The organism is Brevundimonas sp. GW821-FHT12E07 (assembly GCF_058807035.1).
The window spans coordinates 353,241-369,378 of sequence record NZ_JBXAQH010000004.1 but is presented as its reverse complement, the minus strand read 5'-3'; the positions used below and the strand labels follow the sequence as shown (position 1 = coordinate 369,378).

The following is a 16,138-nucleotide window of genomic DNA, read 5'->3' as shown; positions in this document are numbered from 1 at the left end:
TCGGCGCGCGGCCTGACACTCTAACCCGCCCGCCCCCACAGACGAATCACAGTTGGGGTGAAATTCACATCTCGCGGATCAGGTCGATGCTGAACAGCCGCCGGTGTTCCTCGATCGCATAGCGGTCGGTCATGCCGGCGATATAGTCGCACACCGCCCTCGCCCGCCGGTGAAGGTCGTCCGAGCCCGCCCGGCCATACCATTCCGGCGGCAGGACCTCGGGCTCGGCCATGAACAGCTGGAACATCTCGGCCAGGATCCGCCGCGCCTGGCTGCGGGTCCGGTTGACGCGGTAGTGGCGATACATCCGCTGGAACAGGAAGGCGCGCAGCACGCCCAGATCGGCCATCATGGCGTCGGAGAACTGGATCAGGGTCCGCTTGGCCCCGCGCACGTCCTCGGGCGTCACGATCCGGTCCGCCGCCAGCCGCCGCTCGGTCTCGGCCAGGACGTCGTCGACCATCAGGCCGATCATCCGCCGCACCGCCTCCAGCCGCACCATCCGGTCGTCCAGATCCGGCCAGTCGGCCCGCACGCTCTTCAGCGCCGGCCCGATCAGCGGCACGCCGGCCAGGTCGGCCAAGGTGAACAGCCCGGCCTGCAGCCCGTCGTCCACATCGTGGTTGTTGTAGGCGATGTCGTCGGCGATGGCCGCCGCCTGGGCCTCCAGCGAGGCGAAGCTGTTCAGCCTCAGGTCCCAGTCGGGATTGTCGCTGGTGCGGGTATAGTCGGCGATGGCCTTCCAGGCGGGGTCGTCCAGCTTGTGGGTCACCGGGCCGTTGTGCTTGATCACCCCCTCGACCGTCTCCCACGACAGGTTCAGCCCGTCGAACCCCGGATAGCGGCGCTCCAGCTTGGTCACGACGCGGAAGGTCTGGACGTTGTGGTCGAAGCCGCCATACGGCTCCATCTGCACCTGCAGCTCGTCCTCGCCCGCATGGCCGAACGGCGGATGGCCCAGGTCGTGGGCCAGGGCGATGGTCTCGGCCAGATCCTGATCCAGCCCCAGGGCGTGGGCCAGCGACCGGGCGATCTGGGCCACCTCCAGACTGTGGGTCAGGCGGGTGCGGTAATGGTCGCCCTCATGCGCCACGAACACCTGGGTCTTGCCCTTCAGGCGGCGGAAGGCGGTCGAATGGATGATGCGGTCACGGTCGCGGGCGAAGGCGTTGCGGGTCCGGCTGGCGGGCTCCGGGACCAGCCGCCCGAGCGTGTCCGCGGGGATCTCCGCATAGGGGGCGAAGCCGCAGGTGTCGGCGAAAGGGGTGTCCTTGGAGGGCGTCTGGCTCAAGCGGGTCGCGTTTCGTGATCGGCCGGGCCTTTGCGCATGGCCCCCGGCGTCTCATATAGACAGCCATGACCAGCGTCCAACCTGCTCCGTTTGAACTCAAGGTGGCCACCCGCACGCCCGAGGGCATCGTCCTGTCGGCCAGCGCGGCGAAGCGTCTGGCCAAACTCGGCGCCGCCGAGGGTCACACGGTCATGCTGCGCGTCGCCGTCGAGGGCGGCGGCTGCTCGGGCTTCCAGTACCAGATGGACCTCGTCCAGACCGCCGAGGCCGACGACCTGCGCATCGAAACCGACGGCCAGACCTTGCTGGTGGACCCGGTCTCGGTTCCCTTCCTGAAGGGATCGGAGGTGGCTTACGTCGATGAACTGGCCGGGGCGCAGTTCGTGGTGCGTAATCCCAACGCGGCGACGAGTTGTGGGTGTGGGGTCAGTTTCTCGATCTAGAAGGGCTGCATGTCGCGAAATCCGGCTCCCAATTGCCCACAGACTATTCGCGGGCGGGCATGTTGCAGCAAACCAAAGAACCCAGTTCGGATGGCAATCCGCATCGGACACAGATAGTCTCTTTTCGCATTAGAAGCGCTTGCAGAGGAGTGCTCGTAGGTGATCGAGAAAATCAGGTCAGTAAGCAATCCGCTGACCATAATTGCTATATTTGCCGCCTTGGCTGAGGTCGCCGGGGCGGTAACTCTGCCACTTGTTTCAGAAACCATTCAATCAACTTACATTTGGTTTGTAATGGGCTTTCCAGTGATTTTGGTTGTAGCATTCTTTGCAACCCTAAACACTAATCCAGCCGCGCTGTACGCTCCAAGCGACTACAGAAACGAAGACAATTTTCTTAACATGTCTCGCCGCGGTCGTGATTTTGAAAGAAGTCTCGATGACTTGAATTCGCAACTCGAGAAGGCAAAAATTACCTTCATTGAAGAGCTAAAGCTCGAAGCCGACAAATTAAGCGTCGTTGAGCGAGATCGACTAAGCAAGGTTGCTGACAAGCAACTGAGACTTCTGCAAGGGTACGTTGATAGCGCAAGAGTCATTGGCGAAGACCTCGCAGCCACGGCCGAACCAGCCCTCCCTCATTCAGCACTCCAAGCAGCCATTTTGAAGTTTCTGGCGCGCGAGCACTCTTCCTCCAGCTCCGCAGAGATTGCCGCCGTCCTGAATATGAGCGAGGCCGCGATAAGCAGGGCCCTCGCGAAGCTAGCGCAGCGCGGGCTTGTTGAACGGCAATCCGTCGGCAGCACGGTTTTCTATCAGCGAGCCGCCTGACTTCAGCGTAAAAACCCAAAACATCCGCCAAGTCCTCAGTCCCGCACCAACCCCCCATCCACCACCAGGTTTTGCCCGGTCACCGCCCGGCTCCACGGCGAGGCGAAGAACAGGACGGCGTCCGCGAACTCCTCCGGCGTGGTCACCGAGCGCAGCGGCGTCATGCCGGCGATCAGGTCGAAGACGGCGTCGGGCGTGGCGGCGCTGGCGTCCGTGGTCCGCAGCAGACCGCCCGAGACCATGTTGACGGTGATCCCCTTGGGCCCCAGGTCGCCCGCCGCCGTGCGGGTCAGGGACAGCAGCGCGGCCTTGGCGGCGGTATAGTCGTGATAGGGCACGACCGGGTTCTGGAACAGGTTGGTGCCGATGTTGACGATGCGCCCGCCCCCGTGGCGGCACATGCCGGGCACGCAGGCCTGGATGACGTTGAGGGCGCCGCGCACCACGGTCGAGAACTGGCTCTCCATCTCGGCCCAGCCGATGTCGGTCAGGACCGAGCGCGCGTCGCCGTTGAAGCTGTAGTCCAGCGCATTATTGACCACGGTGGTGATCGGCCCGCCGAAGCGGTGCTCCACCGCCGCGACCATGGCCTCGACCGCCGAGCGGTCGGCGACGTCGGCCTGATACGCCATGACCCGCTCACCCAACTCGGCCGCCAGCGCCTCGGCCTTGTCGCCACTGGCGCGCCAGTTGATGACCACCTTTGCGCCCTCGCCCGCGAAGGCCCGGACCACCGCCGCCCCCACGCCCCGCGCCCCGCCGGTGACGAGGACGATCTGGTCGCTGATGTTCATGGCGGGCTCCTTGAAAGATACGCGGGTTCAACCCCGTCCCGCCCCGGCTTGCAAGCCTTCGCAACAGCGGCGCCCAGCCTTCTTAGGCAACTGCCGAAATAAGGCTTGCGATTAGCGAAATCCCTAATTAGCCTCCTGCCTCATGAACACCCTGTTCAAGGCCCTGTCGCACCCGGTCCGCCGCCGCATCGTCGCGATGCTGCGCAAGGGCCCCATGGCGTCCGGCGACATCGCCGCCGCCTTCGACATGAGCTGGCCCACCATCACCGGCCATCTGAACGCGCTCAAGGAGGCCGGCCTCGTCAGCCCCGAGCGCGAGGGCCAGACCATCCGCTACCGGCTGGAGATCTCCGCCGTCGAGGAGGCCATGGCCTTCCTCATGGAGATCGCGGGCACGGGGGTGGAGGCCGACGCCCCCGCCCTGTCGCCCGCCAATGCGAAGGAGACGCCGAAATGACCCCACGCCGTTTCACCCTGCTGGACGCCGCGACCATCGTCATCGCGGCCGGCATCCTGGCCCTGGTCGTCTGGACCCTGATCGATGGCCCAACGACGCCGGTCGCGATGCATTTCGGTCTGGACGGACGGCCAGACCGGTTCGGCGACCGAACCGAGTTGGGTGTCCTTCTGGCCTTCATGGCCGTCATGACCGCGATCACCGCTGGAATGATGGGCTGGTACGCCGGGTCGTCGGAGGACGCCGCGCGCCGCCGCAGCCTGAGGATGGGCCAGTTCATCTCCCTTATCGCCATCGGCGGCTCGACCGCCATAATCGCCTTCGCCTCCCTCGGAGAGTCCATGGGCGCCGCACCGCCCTCGGCTGGTTGGGGCTTCGCCATGCTGGGCCTGATCCTGGCTCTGGTCGGCGCCGGGCTCGGCCGGGTCGGCCCCAATCCGCTGGTCGGTGTCCGTACGCCCTGGAGCTACAAGAGCCGGCTGGCCTGGGACCGCTCCAACCGTCTGGCCGGGCGGCTGTTCTTCTGGTCCGGCCTGCTCCTGCTGATCGGGGCTCCGATCGCCCCGCAGGCGGTGACGATCACCGCCATTCCCGTCCTGATTGTCGTCACGGCCGGTTGGTCGATTTTCGAGAGCTGGCGCGTCTGGCGCACGGACCCCGATCGCCAACCTTTCTGATTTCGCGTCCCACCCTCTTCTTCGGAGACTGAACGATGCTGACCCTCCTCCTCGCGGGCGCCCTCGCACTCGCCCCGGAACCCACCGCGACCGACGTCGCCCTCCCCGCCCAGCCCGCGCCCCTGCACGGGACCCTGCTGACGCCCGGGGGCGCGACTGCCGCCGTCGCCGTCATCATCCCGGGCTCGGGCCCGACCGACCGGGACGGCAACAATCCTCTCGGAGTCTCGGCCGGAACCTATCGTCTGCTGGCCGAGGGCCTGGCCGCAGAAGGGATCGCCACCCTGCGCATCGACAAGCGCGGCGTGGGGGCCAGCGCCTTCGCCCTGACCAGCGAGGCTGCGCTGCGTTTCGACGACTATGCCGCCGACGCCCGCGCCTGGGCCGCCGAGGCCGCGACGCGCGCCGGCAAGCCCTGCGCCTGGCTGATTGGTCACAGCGAAGGCTCCCTCGTCGCGCTGGAGGCCGTCCAGACGCCCGACGACAGGATCTGCGGCGTCATCTCCCTGTCCGGCGCGGGCCGTCCCGCCGCCGCCGTCCTGCGCGAGCAGATGGCCGGCATGCCCGAACCGTTGAAGACCCAGGCCTTCTCCGCCCTGTCAGAGCTGGAGGCCGGCCGCACCGTCGCCGACGCCCCGCCGCAACTGGCGGCCCTCTTCCGCCCCTCGGTCCAGCCCTATCTGATCTCCTGGCTGCCGCTCGATCCGGCGAAACTGGCGGCGGCCTGGCGCGGCCCCCTGTTCATCGGTCAGGGCACGACGGATATGCAGGTCCAGATGACCGACGCGAACGCCCTCGCCGCCGCCCGCCCGGACGCGACACTCGCCCCGTTCGAGGGCGTCAATCATGTGCTCAAGGTCGCGCCCGCCGACCCGGCCGGCAACGCCGCCACCTACCGCGATCCCGGCCTGCCTCTGGCCCCGGGCGTCGCCGAGGCCGTCGCGGCCTTCATCAAGGCCCACTAACTCTCGGGGCCGTCCAGTTCCGCGCGCGCCTCGTCCGCCAGGGCGAAGAACCGCTCGCGGACCCCGGCGGCGAAGGGATTGTCGCGTTCGATGGCCCGGAACACCGCCGGGCTGTCGTGGCGCACCATCTCCACCGCCTGCATGATCCGCTCGAAGCTGGCGGTGGTCATCCGGCTCGGCAGGGGCTCCATGGCCAGCAGGACCCGGGCGATCAGATGGGTCAGCCCCTGCACCACCGCCGCCTCCCGGTCGTGATCTTCCGGCGAGACGCTGAACACCTTCAACCCCAGCCTCTTCCGGCAGTAGGCCGCGACCCGCCGCGCCGCCCGGTCGTCGTTGATCGGACAGACGGCGATCCTCAGGCCCGCGATCCCGTCCTTGCCGCTCTGGGGCCCGAACAGGGGATGGGTCCCGACCAGACGCACGCCCTCAGGTAGTCCTTCGGCCATCAACCGCGCCGGCAGCACCTTCACCGAGCCGACGTCGATGATCAGGGCGTCCGGCGCGACATGGGGCGCTATGGCCTTCACCGTCGCCTCCAGCGCCTCCACCGGCACGGCCAGGATGACGACCGGACAGGCCGCCGCCTCGGCCAGCCCCGTCAGCTCGACCAGACCCAGATCATCGGTCGCCGCCGGGTCGTAGGCCAGGATCTCGAACCGATCCGACAGATGGCGCGCGGTCAGCCGCCCGAAGGCGCCGAAGCCGATCAGCCCCAACCTGCCCCCAGCCTTTGTCGTCACGGCTTCAGCGTCTCCTGGAAGCGCACCGGACGGCCGCCCGCCTTGCCGATCAGTTCGCCGTCGCGCATCACCGTGCGACCGCGGATGATGGTGGCCATCGGCAATCCGGTCGCCTCGAAGCCGTCGAACGGCGTCCAGCCCGAACGCGTGGCCATGTCGGCGTGGATCAGGGTCTTCTTCGCCTTCAGGTCGACGATGGTCAGGTCGGCGTCATAGCCCTCGGCCATCCGCCCCTTGCCCGCCGTGCCGAACACCCGGTTGGCGCCGGCCGAGGTCAGGTCGACGAACCGCTCCAGCGACAGCCGCCCGTTGGCGACATGGGTCAGCATCACCGGCACCAGGGTCTGCACCCCCGGCATGCCCGACGGCGACGCCGGATAGGGCCGCGCCTTCTCTTCCAGCGTATGGGGGGCGTGGTCCGAGCCCAGGACGTCGGCGACCCCGTGCTCGATGCCGCGCCACAGGCCGGCGATATGCGGCTGGCTGCGGATCGGCGGGTTCATCTGGGCCAGACCCTTCAGCCGCGCATAGGCCTCGTCGCCGTCCAGGGTCAGGTGCTGGGGCGTGACCTCGACGGTCGCGACGTCCTTGTTGTCGGCCAGGAATTCGATCTCTTCCGCCGTCGTCACGTGCAGAACGTGGATGCGGGCGCCGGTCTCGCGCGCCAGGGCCACGAGGCGTTTCGTCGAGCGGATGGCGCTCTCGGCGTCGCGCACCTCGGGGTGGCTGGTCCAGTCGCCGGTGCGGGCCAGGGGCCGCCGCTCGACCAGACGGTATTCGTCCTCGGAGTGGAAGGTCGCGCGCCGCTTCACATGGCGCAGCACCTCGCGCACCCCGTCATCGTCGGCGACCAGCAGGGTCCCGGTCGAGGCGCCCATGAAGACCTTGATGCCGCAGCAGCCGGGCAGACGCTCCAGCTCGCCCAGCATGGACGCATTGCCGTGGGTCCCGCCGATGTAGAAGGCGTGGTCGGTCCACATCCGGTCGCGCGCCCGCGCCAGCTTGTCGGCCAGGGCGTCCGGATCGGTGGTCGAGGGTTCGGTGTTCGGCATCTCGAACACGGCGACGACGCCGCCGAGCGCCGCCGCGCGCGATCCGCTCTCAAGGTCTTCCTTCCACTCCAGCCCCGGCTCGCGGAAGTGGACCTGGGTGTCGATGACGCCCGGCAGGACCGTCAGCCCGGTGGCGTCGAAGGTCTCACCGGCCGAGGCCTGCGACAGGTCGCCGACGAACTCGACCCGACCGTCGTTGATCCCGACGTCCGCCATCCCGCGTCCGGCGTGATTACAGACCTCGCCGCCCCGCACGATCAGGTCATAGGTCTTGGTCATCGGACGACTCCTCGAAACGGAACGGCCCGCATATGCGGAATACCGACCCTCCGGGTAAAGCCCGGCGTCAGGCTTTCTTCGCCGCCAGCAGCGTCTTCGCCGCCTTGAGCACCCGTTCGGCGGGCAGGTCCATCATATGCTGGATGGCCTGATTGAGCTTGGGATCCAGCGCCTTGAACTCGTCCAGCGAGCGTGGGCCGCGCACCGCGGCGCCCTGCCAAGGGCCGACGTGATGGTCGTCCGACGGCCCAAAGGCGGCGACCGAGGGCACACCGGCGGCGACCGCCAGCTGGGTCCAGATCGAGTCCGCGCCGATATAGAGGTTCGCGTACGACAGGGCGGCGGCGGTCTGCAGCCGCGTCAGCTTGCCTTGCGTCTCGATCACACGGTTGCGCGCCACGGCCAGACGAATGGTGTGGGCCAGATCGCGGTCGGCCTCCTCGCCCACGATCAACAGCCGCCCGCCCGCCAGCGGCCCGTCATCGGCCAGAAGGGCCGCGACGACGCGGGAATAGCGGTCGGCGGGCCAGCGCTTGCCGATCCAGTCCGTACCCGGACCGACCGCCAGGATCGGCCTGCCGTCCGGCTTGACGATGGCGTCGGCCAGCCCTTGCGTCTCTTCGCCGAAGAACAGTTTCGGCGGCGGGACCTCATCCAGCTTCAGGACCTCGGCGGCCTGTTCGACGGCGTGAAGTTCGGGATTGTCCTTGCTCCGGACCGCCCTCTTCTGGCGCCGCAGCTTGCCCGACAGGGTCGAGCCGCGCATGTCGACGACCAGCCCCCATTTCGTCTCGCGCACCTGGTTCCAGAGAGCGATCCATTCGAACCGGCCATCGCGGTCCAGCGTCAGCAGCCGGTCGAGGCGCGGGGTGTCGGCAAACAGGGGCGAGGTCGCGGGCGAACCGACCACCGTAAAGGTCGCCTGGGGCATGGCCTCGACCAGATAGGCCAGGACGCCGGACGACAGCACGGCGGCCTCAGCCTCGGCCTCGGCGATGTAGAGAATGTGAAAACGCGCCGCCATGGATGGACCGTATACGGATTCTATCGAAGGTTCAGAGAGATGAAACAGGCAGTTCAGTCGGCTTTGGTGGAAAAGATTGACCGGCGGCCCTCGCCCCCTGAACGCGCCAACCCTATCTTGGCCGCATGACGAACCTCGCCCGCCTCGACAGCCGCGCCCTGATCCGTGTGTCGGGTGAGGACGCGAAGTCCTTTCTGAACAATCTGCTGACCCAGAATGTCGAGACACTGGGTGAAGGCGAGCTGCGCTTCGGCGCCCTGCTCTCTCCGCCCGGGCGGCTGCTGTTCGACCTCTTCCTTTATGGAGACGGCGAGGCCGTGCTGCTCGATGTTGCCACGGATCGGCGCGAGGCCCTGATCCAGCGACTGACGATGTACAAACTCCGGGCGAAGGTCGTGGTCGCCGCCGACGACCGCCCGGTCACGGCCTCATGGCCCGAGGTCGCCGACGGCTTCGTCGCCGATCCCCGCACCTTACAGCTGGGCGGCCGCCGCTACGGCGATACGGGCACGACCACCGCGCCCGAGGCCGACTACGACGCCCACCGCCTGACCGTCGGCGTGCCCGATCCGGCGCGCGACATGGCCGTGGACCGCACCTATCCGATCGAGGCGGACTTCGACCTGCTGAACGGCATCGACTTCGCCAAGGGCTGCTTCGTCGGCCAGGAGACGACCTCGCGCATGAAACGGCGCGGCGCCATCCGCAACCGCATGCTGCCCCTCGTCTTCGACGGCCCGGCGCCCGCGACCGGGGCCGAGGTCCTGCTGAACGGCGACCGCCGTGCGGGCGAGGTCATGACCGGCGCCGAAGGCTCGGCCATCGCCCTCCTCCGCCTCGACCGGATCGACGGCGCGCTGACGGTCGAGGGCCGCCCCGTTACGGTGCGCCGGCCGGACTGGGCGCCGCCGGAGAGCTGGACTGCGCCTCAACAGTCGACTGACTGATCCCGAACATCGCCGCCAGCCGCTCGCGCTTCCTGACCAACGCCGCCCGGGCCACGAGCGCCGCCTTGGCCGTGTCGGCGTCCAGCTTGGCCAGGGCCTTGTCGATGCCGCCGTCGGCCCGCACCGTCTCCGTATCCTCGACGAACTCCTGTTCCGGACAGCCGCCGCCGAACGCCCAGTAGCGTTGCCCCTGAGCCGCCCCCGATGCGACCTGCGCCGTCTCCAGAACGCAGCGCTTGTCCGGCGCCAGCGACAACCACATCACCGCGCGGAAGTCGGCAAGTGCGCTGCCGGCGAAGTCGTCGTGACCCAATAAGCCGCCCGAGGCCGCCGTGGTGTCCACCGTCTGCAGCCCGTCGCGCACGATGATATTCCTCGCGTCGCCCACTCTCTGCATTCGGTTGACCTGCTGCGAGATCTGCAGCGCCCGGTCGCGCTGTGAGGCATAGAGGGTGAAGCGGCGGCCGGTGTGCAGGATGCGTGGCCAGGTCGCCTCGAACTCGTCCACCCCCACGTCGGCGGCGGCGAAGACCACCTCGTTGAACATCGGCGGCTGGTTGGGCGTGCGCGCCGCGATCACGTCCAGCGCCCGCTCCAGCACCCGGTTGCCCATCGAATGCGCCACCAGATGCACTCGCGTCGCCCCGGTGCGCTCAGCCACATCGGTCAGGAAGTCGGCGACCTCGTTCAGCAACGCCTGATCCGCCACCGTCCGCGTATCGGCCTGATAGCCCAGCAGACTGGCCCGCGACGGCCAGGAATAGAGGATCGGCGCTCCGTCCAGGTTCATGTCGACCGCCAGCTGGGCCGTGCGGATCGCCGCGCCTTCGAAGCTGGTGTTGTAGCCGTGGATGAAGACGAACACCTCCTTCTGCTGGCTGCGCGCCACCACCGAGGACACCCGCTGGAAGAAGGCGTCCCGGTCCGTCACCGGCGTCACGCTGTTCAGGATCATGTGCTTCTCGGGGTCCGGCCGGAACTCAAGGGTCCAGATCGACGGCCGCGGGATGGTCCCCGGGTTGCGGTTGTTGGGCACGCTGACCTCGGCGACGCCGAACGACAACTCCGCCCTCTGGCCGCCGTAGAAGGTGGCCGGCGTCAGGTCGCCGGTCGGGACGCGATGGGTGGCGTACCAGACCTGCACCTCGCGGAAGCCGTCGGTCGAGGGCGCGGGCGGCGGCGCGCCCGGAACCGGCGGCGGGGGCGGAGGCGGAGGCGGCGGCGGCGGCAGGTCCTCCCCGCCACGTGAGGCGAAGGGCTCCAGCCCGGCCGAGACCCGCGCCGCGTTCAGCGAGTCCAGATAGGGCTTGAGGTTCTGATTGCCCCGCCCCCAGACCCCCTCACGCAGGTCATAGGCGGTCAGCAGCCACTGGGCCTTCTTCGCCGGCGTGTCCGACAGCCGCGCCACCGCCTCCATCGGCCCCGCCATGGAGATGTCGCCCTGCCCTCTGAACTGCAGGATGGCGGTCAGGGCGTCCTGATAGGCCTTGATCGCCTCGTCCTTCAGTCCCACCTCGGCATAGGCCTGGGCCAGGGCGAGGTGGAAGGCGATCAAGGTGTCGGGGTCGGAGGAACGCAGTTGTCCGATCAATGCTTGATCAGCCGAGACCCGTCGCAGGGCCGCCAGGTCGCCCGTGTCCACCGCCTCGGCCACAGCCTCCAGCGACACCGGCTGCACCTGAGCCTGTGCGGTCATCGGCCCGAAGGCCAGCAGACCCGCGAACGCCACCCCGATCCCCGCCCCGATCAACGCCCGAACGCCCATCCGATCCTCCCCAGGTTCCGCCCGATCCTGTCTCACGAAACGCTGGTTCGCCACGACTTTCGGAACATGACGGCGAGAGGGCCTGCGGCTAGGATCGGTCCATGACCGAATCCCCGCATCGCTGCGCCCCCCATCGCTGCGCATGGTGTGGGACCGACCCGCTCTACACCGCCTATCACGACACCGAATGGGGCGTGCCCGAGTACGACCCGCGCGCCCTGTGGGAAAAGCTGGTGCTGGACGGGTTTCAGGCGGGCCTCGCCTGGATCACCATCCTGCGGAAACGCGAGACCCTGCGCGCCGCCTTCGCCGACTTCGATCCCGAAAAGGTCGCCCGCTTCGACGACACCGACCGCGAGCGGCTGATGAACGACCCGGGCATCATCCGCTCCCGCGCCAAGATCGAGGCAGCCATCAAGGGCGCGCAGATCTATCTGGAGATGCAGGCCTCGGGCGAGGACTTCTCGGCCTGGCTCTGGTCCTTCGTCGGCGGCGCGCCGGTCCAGGGCCGGCGGCGCGGCATGGGCGACATCCCGACCCAGACGCCGGAGTCGGTCGCCATGGCCAGGGCGCTCAAGAAGCGAGGCTTCAACTTCTGCGGCCCGGTCATCGTCTACGCCTTCATGCAGGCGACCGGCATGGTCAACGACCACATTGAACCCTGTTTCCGCTGCGACGAGGTCCGGGCCATGACCGGCCCGGCGCCCGCCGTCTGAGGATCAGGCCGCCTGAGCGTCAGGCCGGAATGTCGGGAAGCTTCTGGATCTTCTGAAGCATGTCCCGGCTCTCGTTGCGATCCGCTTCGATCTGGCTTTCGGTACGACAGACACGGCGCGGGAACCGGCTGCCGGTGACGGGTTCCATGTGGCACACCAGACGCTCGGGATCGGCTTCGGTCGTCGGCGCCGCTTCACCGACGGGCGTCGGCGCCTCACTGGCTGCGGGCGGACGCGGCCGGGGCCGCTGGGGCTGAGGCTGGGCGGTGTACACCTGCACCTGAAGGGTCAGGGCCGCCGCGAGGATCAGAAACATGCACGCCTCCTGATTGTTTGCAGAACAACGATCTCCCCTTGGCTGTGACGAGTCAACAGCGACCGCGCTTCCGCCGCAGCGCGGATCACGTTAAGGGCGGCGGATGCCCGGCAAGACCGCCAAACCCAAGGCCGACCGCGCCTTCCCGACCACCGCGCTCGAGGTCCTGCTGGCCCGGACCGTCGGCGCCCCGGTCTGCGGCGTGGACGAGGCCGGGCGCGGCCCCTGGGCCGGTCCCGTCTCGGCGGCGGCGGTGATCCTCAACCCCGACGACCTGCCCGAGGGCATCGACGACTCCAAGGCCCTGACCGAGAAGCGCCGCTTCCTGCTGGAGCCCCGCATCAAGGCCTCGGCCATCGCTTGGGGCGTCGGCTTCGCCTCGGTCGAGGAGATCGAGGAGCTGAACATCCTCCACGCCACGGGCCTGGCCATGTGCCGCGCCATCGAGGCCCTTTCAGTGCAGCCCACTGCAGCTCTCGTGGACGGCAACTACCGCTTCAAATTACCCTGCGAGGTCAAGACCGTCGTCGGCGGCGACGGCCTCTCCCTGTCGATCGCGGCGGCCTCGATCCTCGCCAAGACCGCGCGTGACCGGATCATGATCGAACTGGACGGCCAGTACCCCGGATATGGCTTCGCGGCCCACAAGGGCTATAACGCCCCCATCCATCAGGCCGCGCTCAAGGCCATGGGCCCCTGCCCCGCTCACCGTCCCAGCTGGGCGCCGATCCGGGCCTTGCTGGAGAACTGAGCGCTATATGTGCAGCGCCCCGCCCAGCAGGGCGCCCATGGCGGCGGCCGCCACGCCCCCGGCGACCACGGTCACCCAGGGCGGCAGATCCGAGATCATCTCTTTCAGGGTCGGCTCCGCCTCGCCCGTGTCATTGGCCGGGCGGCTGTCGAAACGGCTGACGCCGGGGGCGCGCCAGGCGACGGCGTCGCGGGCGTCCATGGCCTTGCGGTAGGCCTTTTCAGCGGCCTGGGCGCGAAGCGCTTCGGCGTGCGAGATCGGGGTCATCGACAGCTGTTCCATGCCGAGCCAAACGACCGGCGCCCGCGAGTGTTCCTTAACGAAACGCTACGCCGCCTCCGGCAGGGCCACAACCCGGTCGGTGACCAGGAACAGATATTCGACGTTCTTGAGCCGCCCGACGGCCCCGACCTTCTCGCCCTTGGGATTATGGATGCCGATGCGGGCGCCGACGTAGCGGGGCCGGTCGATCTCCACCACCTGCACCCGCCCGCGCGCCGACAGCATCTCGACGAGCTGGTCGCGCGACAGATAGCCCTCGTCGTTGAACGACACGATCAGGTTCGGCGCCCGGATGGCCTCGATCACCGCCCCCAGCGCCGGGCCGATGCCGGGCCTGGAGTTGAAGGCGCTCTTGCGCGTCCGGACGTCGACCCGCTTGTTGGCCACCCCATAGGTCTCCGGCTTGTCCCACAGCACCAGGCTTTCCCAGACGTGGTAGTTCCCGAGGTAGGAATGCTGGTTGTAGGGCGGGTCGAGATAGACGAGATCGGCCTCGACCTGGGCCGCGATCTCCACCGCGTCCCCTTGCGTCGCGCGGCACGGTCCGCCCGCCACGCCCGGCAGCAGGTCCGGCATCCTCAGCGCCAGAGGCTTCAGCGCGCGCGGCGCCCAGGCCTTCATATAGGCCATGTGAACCCCGGCGGTGGAATCCACCCGGTCGGCGGCCTCCATCAGGCTCACCATGGCGACGGCCTCCAGCTCGGGCTCCAGCCCCATCGCCGCGATCCGGTCGCGCATGGCGTCGATCCGCGCGCCGTTCTCCGGATGGAAGAAGCGGGCGTCCTCGCAGAAGGTCCTGGTGAACCAGCCGGGCTCGGGCTTGACCTCGGCCAGTTCGGCGATGACGGCGGCGGCCTTGTCGGCCCAGACCTCGCGGTCGGCCTGAACATAGGCGGTGGCCAGGGTGTGGGCGTAGGTGTTGTGGTCGTTCGACCAGACCCGATACCCCTGCCCTTTCAGGGCATGGCCCACCCGCGCGCTGCCGGAGAACAGGTCGCAGACCATCCCGCCCTCGGGCAGGACCCGCGCGACAGCCGCCTTGATCGGATCAAGCAGGCCCCGCTTCGAACCCAGGTATTTGATCATCGCGTCTCAATCCTCCCCCGTCGGGGGAGGGGAACCACGAAGTGGTGGAGGGGGCCACCCCCAGACACCGCATGTGGATTGGCCCCCTCCACCGCCAAGAGGCGGTCCCCCTCCCCCGTTGGGGGAGGATCGCGGCCTATTTGGCGGAGCGCTTCGCCGGTTTCGCCGGAGCATGGGCCAAACGCAGCAGATTCGCAGCCCCCGGCGCACCGAAGGGGGTTCCGGCCAGGATCAGCACCCGCTGGCCGGGCTGGGCCAGGCCGAACTGAACGGCGCTGTCGACGGCGTTGTCGGTAACGTCCTCCAGCGAGGTCGGCTCGTTGCCGAGACGCGGCTCCAGCCCCCAGACCAGCGCCAGCCGCCGGGCGGTTTCGGCCTTGGGCGTCAGGGCCAGCATGGGCTGCAGCGGCCGCTCGCGCGACATTCGCCGGGCCGTGCCGCCCAGGGTCGTGAAGATGACGATACAGGCGGTCGACTGGGCCTCGGCGGCCTTGCGCGCCGCCGCGACCAGGGCGTCGGCGTCGAAATCGTCCATGCCCGCGTGTTCGGCGTCCATCAGGTCGGGCCAGATCGGATCCTTTTCGACCCGTTCCATGATCCGGTTCATGATGCCCACGGCTTCCAGCGGATAGTCGCCGGACGCCGTCTCGGCCGACAGCATCAGGGCGTCGGCGCCCTCATAGACGGCGTTGGCGACGTCGGAGGCCTCGGCCCGCGTCGGGGCCGGGGCGCTGGTCATGGATTCCAGCATCTGGGTGGCGACGATCACCGGCACCCCGCGCTGGCGGGCGGCGCGGATGATGGCCTTCTGGGCCACCGGCACCTCTTCGGGATCCATCTCGACGCCCAGATCGCCGCGCGCGACCATCACGCCGTCGCAGTAGTCGAGGATGGCGCCCAGATCGGCCAGGGCCTGGGGCTTTTCGATCTTGGCCAGGCACGCCGCCTTGCCCCCGACCAGCCGCTTCAGCTCGGCCATGTCCTCGGCCTTCTGCACGAAGCTCAGGGCCACCCAGTCCACGCCGATGCGCAGGGCGAAGGCCAGGTCCTCGCGGTCCTTGGGCGTCAGGGCCGAGACCGGGATGACGGCTTCCGGCACCGCCACGCCCTTGCGGTCGCTGAGCTTGTGGCCGCTCTCGACGGTGACGTCGGCCCATTCATCGGTCCGCTCGCCGACCCGCAAGCGAACCCGGCCATCGTCCAGCAGCAGCAGATGACCCTTGCGCAGGGCCTTGAAGATTTCCGGATGCGGCATCTGCACCCGCGTTTCGTCGCCGGGCGTCGGGTCCAGGTCGAAGCGCATCTTGTGACCCGGCTTGATGTCGATCTCGACATCCTTGAACCGGCCCAGACGCAGCTTGGGCCCCTGCAGGTCGGCCAGCACGCCCAGAGGCCTTTGCAGCGCCATCTCGGCCCCGCGCACCGCCTTCAGCGCCGCGGCATGGTCGTCATGCGAGCCATGGCTGAAGTTCAGGCGGAAGACGTCCACCCCGGCCTGGGCCAGGGCCTTCACCGTGCCGGGCGCCCGGCTGGCGGGCCCCAGGGTCGCGACGATGCGCGCGCGTCTTGCTCTGATCATTGGAGTGTCCCGTATTCCGGTCGCGTTTCCTGATCCCTTGCCGGGAATCTGTGGCCCTTCTGGCAAGGTAACACGCGCGACGGTAGATCAGACCCCGCCGGGAAACACGATGTGACGCCCTGTAACGAAGCGCGCCCTGC

Annotated in this window: 18 protein-coding genes; 8 read left to right on the top strand and 10 right to left on the bottom strand. The window is 68.4% G+C overall.

Features of this window, described 5'->3' with window-relative positions:
- Positions 1–64: 64 nt before the first annotated feature.
- Positions 65–1,291, bottom strand: a complete 1,227-nt coding sequence (locus AC1ROD_RS16585; RefSeq protein WP_492949372.1) for a deoxyguanosinetriphosphate triphosphohydrolase — start codon at positions 1,289–1,291, stop codon at positions 65–67.
- A 65-nt stretch (positions 1,292–1,356) separates the two neighbouring features.
- On the opposite strand from AC1ROD_RS16585, the gene erpA reads away from it, so the two are divergent.
- Both erpA and AC1ROD_RS16575 read left to right on the top strand, forming a co-directional pair.
- Positions 1,357–1,734 (top strand): iron-sulfur cluster insertion protein ErpA, encoded by a 378-nt coding sequence (erpA, locus tag AC1ROD_RS16580; RefSeq protein ID WP_492949371.1) that lies wholly within the window; start codon positions 1,357–1,359, stop codon positions 1,732–1,734.
- 159 nt (positions 1,735–1,893) lie between these two features.
- Positions 1,894–2,565: a MarR family transcriptional regulator gene (locus AC1ROD_RS16575; protein ID WP_492949370.1), complete on the top strand. Its 672-nt coding sequence runs from the start codon at positions 1,894–1,896 to the stop codon at positions 2,563–2,565.
- A gap of 35 nt (positions 2,566–2,600) precedes the next feature.
- Here the strand turns inward: AC1ROD_RS16575 and AC1ROD_RS16570 are convergent, their stop codons facing one another.
- On the bottom strand, positions 2,601–3,359 hold the full coding sequence (locus AC1ROD_RS16570) for a 3-oxoacyl-ACP reductase (RefSeq protein ID WP_492949369.1): 759 nt from the start codon (positions 3,357–3,359) through the stop codon (positions 2,601–2,603).
- A gap of 142 nt (positions 3,360–3,501) precedes the next feature.
- On the opposite strand from AC1ROD_RS16570, the gene AC1ROD_RS16565 reads away from it, so the two are divergent.
- From AC1ROD_RS16565 to AC1ROD_RS16555, 3 genes are read left to right on the top strand one after another with little or no spacing between them, the layout of a single operon-like run.
- The gene (locus tag AC1ROD_RS16565) at positions 3,502–3,816 is read left to right on the top strand and encodes a metalloregulator ArsR/SmtB family transcription factor (protein ID WP_492949368.1); all 315 of its coding nucleotides are present in this window, start codon (positions 3,502–3,504) and stop codon (positions 3,814–3,816) included.
- Positions 3,813–4,493 (top strand): SdpI family protein, encoded by a 681-nt coding sequence (locus tag AC1ROD_RS16560; RefSeq protein ID WP_492949367.1) that lies wholly within the window; start codon positions 3,813–3,815, stop codon positions 4,491–4,493. Before AC1ROD_RS16565 ends, AC1ROD_RS16560 begins: the two co-directional genes overlap by 4 nt.
- Positions 4,494–4,528: 35 nt before the next feature.
- Positions 4,529–5,458 carry an alpha/beta hydrolase gene (locus tag AC1ROD_RS16555; RefSeq protein ID WP_492949366.1) on the top strand — a complete coding sequence of 310 codons (930 nt, stop codon included), beginning with the start codon at positions 4,529–4,531 and terminating at the stop codon, positions 5,456–5,458.
- Here AC1ROD_RS16555 and AC1ROD_RS16550 read toward each other — a convergent pair.
- From AC1ROD_RS16550 to AC1ROD_RS16540, 3 genes are all read right to left on the bottom strand, one after another.
- Complete coding sequence (locus AC1ROD_RS16550; protein ID WP_492949365.1) at positions 5,455–6,201, bottom strand: prephenate dehydrogenase/arogenate dehydrogenase family protein; 747 nt, start codon at positions 6,199–6,201, stop codon at positions 5,455–5,457. The genes AC1ROD_RS16555 and AC1ROD_RS16550 overlap by 4 nt on opposite strands.
- Complete coding sequence (locus AC1ROD_RS16545) at positions 6,198–7,532, bottom strand: dihydroorotase (protein ID WP_492033112.1); 1,335 nt, start codon at positions 7,530–7,532, stop codon at positions 6,198–6,200. The genes AC1ROD_RS16550 and AC1ROD_RS16545 overlap by 4 nt, the downstream gene beginning before the upstream one ends.
- A 67-nt stretch (positions 7,533–7,599) precedes the next feature.
- Positions 7,600–8,556, bottom strand: coding sequence for a glycosyltransferase family 9 protein (locus AC1ROD_RS16540; protein WP_492949364.1), 957 nt, complete (start codon positions 8,554–8,556; stop codon positions 7,600–7,602).
- A gap of 125 nt (positions 8,557–8,681) precedes the next feature.
- Here AC1ROD_RS16540 and ygfZ point away from each other — a divergent pair, with 125 nt between their 5' ends.
- Entirely contained in the window at positions 8,682–9,503 is an 822-nt protein-coding gene (gene ygfZ, locus AC1ROD_RS16535) for a CAF17-like 4Fe-4S cluster assembly/insertion protein YgfZ (RefSeq protein WP_492949363.1), read from the top strand.
- On the opposite strand, the gene AC1ROD_RS16530 is transcribed toward ygfZ, so the two are convergent.
- Complete coding sequence (locus AC1ROD_RS16530) at positions 9,436–11,268, bottom strand: alpha/beta hydrolase (protein WP_492949362.1); 1,833 nt, start codon at positions 11,266–11,268, stop codon at positions 9,436–9,438. The genes ygfZ and AC1ROD_RS16530 overlap by 68 nt on opposite strands.
- A 101-nt stretch (positions 11,269–11,369) precedes the next feature.
- Between AC1ROD_RS16530 and AC1ROD_RS16525 the strand changes: the two genes are divergently transcribed.
- Positions 11,370–11,984, top strand: coding sequence for a DNA-3-methyladenine glycosylase I (locus AC1ROD_RS16525; RefSeq protein WP_492949361.1), 615 nt, complete (start codon positions 11,370–11,372; stop codon positions 11,982–11,984).
- Between the two features lie 19 nt (positions 11,985–12,003).
- On the opposite strand, the gene AC1ROD_RS16520 is transcribed toward AC1ROD_RS16525, so the two are convergent.
- The gene (locus tag AC1ROD_RS16520) at positions 12,004–12,300 is read right to left on the bottom strand and encodes a hypothetical protein (RefSeq protein WP_492949360.1); all 297 of its coding nucleotides are present in this window, start codon (positions 12,298–12,300) and stop codon (positions 12,004–12,006) included.
- 103 nt (positions 12,301–12,403) lie between these two features.
- Between AC1ROD_RS16520 and rnhB the strand changes: the two genes are divergently transcribed.
- Positions 12,404–13,051 (top strand): ribonuclease HII, encoded by a 648-nt coding sequence (rnhB, locus tag AC1ROD_RS16515; protein ID WP_492949359.1) that lies wholly within the window; start codon positions 12,404–12,406, stop codon positions 13,049–13,051.
- Positions 13,052–13,054: 3 nt separating this feature from the next.
- Here rnhB and AC1ROD_RS16510 read toward each other — a convergent pair whose 3' ends face one another.
- The 3 genes from AC1ROD_RS16510 to pyk form a co-directional block, all read right to left on the bottom strand.
- Positions 13,055–13,318, bottom strand: a complete 264-nt coding sequence (locus AC1ROD_RS16510; RefSeq protein WP_492949358.1) for a hypothetical protein — start codon at positions 13,316–13,318, stop codon at positions 13,055–13,057.
- Between the two features lie 60 nt (positions 13,319–13,378).
- Entirely contained in the window at positions 13,379–14,419 is a 1,041-nt protein-coding gene (locus AC1ROD_RS16505; RefSeq protein ID WP_492949357.1) for a DNA adenine methylase, read from the bottom strand.
- Between the two features lie 136 nt (positions 14,420–14,555).
- A complete protein-coding gene (gene pyk, locus AC1ROD_RS16500; protein ID WP_492949356.1) occupies positions 14,556–15,998 on the bottom strand; it encodes a pyruvate kinase in 1,443 nt (480 codons plus the stop codon).
- Positions 15,999–16,138 lie beyond the last annotated feature (140 nt).